The 3174-nt window shown below is 69.5% G+C and carries 2 protein-coding genes; both read left to right on the forward strand.

Annotated elements, in window-relative coordinates:
* The first annotated feature begins 242 nt into the window (after window positions 1–242).
* Window positions 243–2345 carry a PAS-domain containing protein gene (locus B447_RS21415; protein WP_004249046.1) on the forward strand — a complete coding sequence of 701 codons (2103 nt, stop codon included), beginning with the start codon at window positions 243–245 and terminating at the stop codon, window positions 2343–2345.
* Window positions 2336–3064 carry a response regulator transcription factor gene (locus B447_RS21420; protein ID WP_002934289.1) on the forward strand — a complete coding sequence of 243 codons (729 nt, stop codon included), beginning with the start codon at window positions 2336–2338 and terminating at the stop codon, window positions 3062–3064. Before B447_RS21415 ends, B447_RS21420 begins: the two co-directional genes overlap by 10 nt.
* Window positions 3065–3174 lie beyond the last annotated feature (110 nt).

The following is a 3174-nucleotide window of genomic DNA, read 5'->3' on the forward strand; positions in this document are numbered from 1 at the left end:
GGCTGGCGCCGCTCCTACGGCAAACCCAACGCGCATCTCCCCCCTGTAGGAGCGGCGCCAGCCGCGAGGGGTTGAAGGCGACGTGGGCAGGTGGGCGGCCGACGAAAAGCTCGCGGCTGGCGCCGCTCCTACGGCGGCACCGGACAGGGCGCACGGGCACGCGCCATGCAGCAGCCTGTCGCGGCGCACGGCCGATTGTGCAAACATCGCGTGACAGCAACCACGACGGAGAGCGACACAGCATGGCGAAGGCCGACGAGGAGAGCATCACCTATTCCGCGCTGTCGCCCGAACAGCGCCGGCGCTACGACCTGCTGCTCGCCGGCCTCGACCTGCTCGACCAGGCGATCGCGGTGTTCGACGCCACCCCAAAGCTCGTCACCTGGAACAAGGCGCTGCTGCGCCTGCTCGACTTCCCCGAGTCCATGGTGCGCGTGGGCACGCCCTTCGAAGACTTCGTGCGCTTCAATGCCGAGCGCGGCGAGTACGGCCAGGGCGACATCGACACCCTCATCCGCGAACGCGTCGCCGCTGCACGCAGCTTCCAGCCGCACTACGTCGAGCGCGCACGACCCAACGGCCGCATCCTCGCCGTCCGCGGCGTCCCCATCCCCAACCTCGGCTTCGTGTCGCTGTGGACCGACATCACCGAGCAACGCCGCTACGAAGGCGTGATGGAGCAGCAGAACGTACGCCTCGAGGAGCGCGTGCGCGAGCGCACCGCCGAACTCGAGGCCGCCAACAAACGCCTCGCCCGCGCCAACATCGAGATCGACGATATCGCCGAGGCCCTGCGCCGCAGCGAAAACCGCCTGCAGCTCATCATCGACTCCATCCCCGCCCTCATCGCCTACGTCGACCGCGGCGAGATCTACCGCTTCGCCAACAAGGGCTACGCCGACTGGTTCGGCCTGGGCAAGGACGAGATCATCGGCCGCAGCATCCACGAGGTCTTCGGCGAGGACAGCTATACCCAGATCGTCCCCCACCTCGCCCGCGCCCTCGACGGCGAGCGCGTCACCTACGAGTACGCCCGCCGCCTCGCCGATGGCCGCACCGTGCACGCGCGCAGCGTGGTCGTCCCCGAAGCCGACGCCGACGGCACCACGGTCGGCTTCTTCGTGCTGTCGATCGACATCACCGAACAGAAAGCCCACCAGGCCGCACTCATCCAGGCGCAGAAGATGGAAGCCGTCGGCCAACTCACGGGCGGGCTCGCGCACGACTTCAACAACCTGCTCACCATCATCATCGGCAACCTGTCGGTGCTCAACGAGCGCATCGGCGGCGGCGCCGGCTCCGAGTACGTCGCCCCCTCGCTGCAGGCCGCGCGCCGGGGCGCCGAACTCATCCGCCGCCTGCTCACCTTCTCGCGCCGCCAGTCGCTCGAACCGACCTCAGTCGAGGTCAGCGCCCTCGTGCACAACATGACCCACCTGCTGGTGCGCACCCTCGGCGAAACCGTGCGGGTGCGCCTGCGCCTGCCCAGCGACCCGCTGTACGCCCTGGTCGACCCGCACCAGCTCGAGAACGCCATCCTCAACCTCGCCATCAATGCGCGCGACGCCATGCCCGAAGGCGGCGAGCTCACCATCACCGTCAAGCGCCGCACCCTCGAAGGCACCCTCGCCCAGGTCGGCGAGCTCGCCCCCGGCGCCTACGTGCAGATCGACGTCTCCGACACCGGCGCCGGTATCGAGCCCGCCGTGCTGCAGCGCGTGTTCGAGCCCTTCTTCACCACGAAACCTTTTGGTGGCGGCAGCGGTCTCGGCTTGTCGATGGTGTATGGCTTTGTCCGCCAGTCCGGCGGCAACATCCGCATCCGCAGCACCCCTGGCGCGGGCACGCATGTGCGCTTCGTGCTGCCCACGGCCGAGGCCACCCCGGCCGAGAACCGCAAGGCAGCCGAGCCGCCGGCCGCGCGACCGATGCTCGACGGTCCGGTGCTGCTGGTCGAAGACGAACCCGAAGTGCGCAAGGTGATCCGCATGCAACTCACCGCCAACGGCTATCCGGTGATCGAAGCCAGCAATGGCGTCGAGGCCCTGGAGCTGCTGGAGAACATCGACGACATTGCCCTGCTCGTCAGCGACACCGTCATGCCCGGCGGCATCGGCGGGCGCGAGCTCGCCCAGCGCGCCCGCGCGCTGCGCCCCGGGCTGCCGATCCTGCTCGTCACCGGCTACGCCAGCGAACGCGCCATCACCGGTGTCGCCCCCGCCGACGTACCCACGCTGCGCAAGCCTTTCGACCAGGCTACCCTGGCCGCAGCACTCGCCAACCTGCTCGCACCGCAGCCCGCCCCCACAGCGCCCCAACCGGAGCACGGCCAAACATGCCCCTGACCGCGACCGACGCCAACACGCCCGTCATCATGGTGCTCGAGGACGACCCCGAGATCGCCCGCCTCATCTGCATGAGCCTGGGCGAATACGGGTTCCGCTGCGAACACGTCAGCACCGGCCAGCAGTTGCTGGCGCGCGCACGCCGCAGCGCCCCCGACCTGTGCATCGTCGACCTCGGCCTGCCCGACATGGACGGCATGCAGGTCGTGCGCGAACTGCAGGACGGCAGCCCATGCGCGGTGCTCATCCTCACCGGCCGCAACGACGTCACCGACCGCGTGCTCGGACTCGAGCTCGGTGCTGACGACTACATCGTCAAGCCTTTCGAACCGCGTGAGCTGGTCGCCCGCGTGCGTTCTATCCTGCGCCGCTACCAACGCGCAGCCGCCCCCGAGACCCCCACCGAGCGCACCATCGCCCGCTTCGCCGACTGGACCTTCGACGCCAGCCGCCACGCCCTCAGCGCCCCGGACGGACGCGAGATCAGCCTCTCCGCCGCCGAAGCCAGCCTGCTCGCCACCCTGCTGCGGCGGCCCAACAAGATCCTGTCGCGCGAGCAACTGCTCGGCGAACGCGACGTCGACCCTTTCGACCGCAGCATCGACGTGCGCATCTCCCGCCTGCGCCGCAAGCTCGACGACGACCCGCACAACCCGCGCCTCATCAAGACCGTGTACGGCGCCGGCTACCTCTTCTCCGCCCAGGTCGCCTGGTCCTGATGCAGGCACCGCGGCCTGCTGTAGGAGCGGCGCAAGCCGCGAGCTTTTCGGGTCCCACCCAACCCCATCGCCTTCAACCCCTCGCGGCTGGCGCCGCTCCTACGGGGGCC

Origin of the sequence: Thauera sp. 27 (assembly GCF_000310125.2) — a bacterium.
Lineage (GTDB): Bacteria > Pseudomonadota > Gammaproteobacteria > Burkholderiales > Rhodocyclaceae > Thauera > Thauera mechernichensis.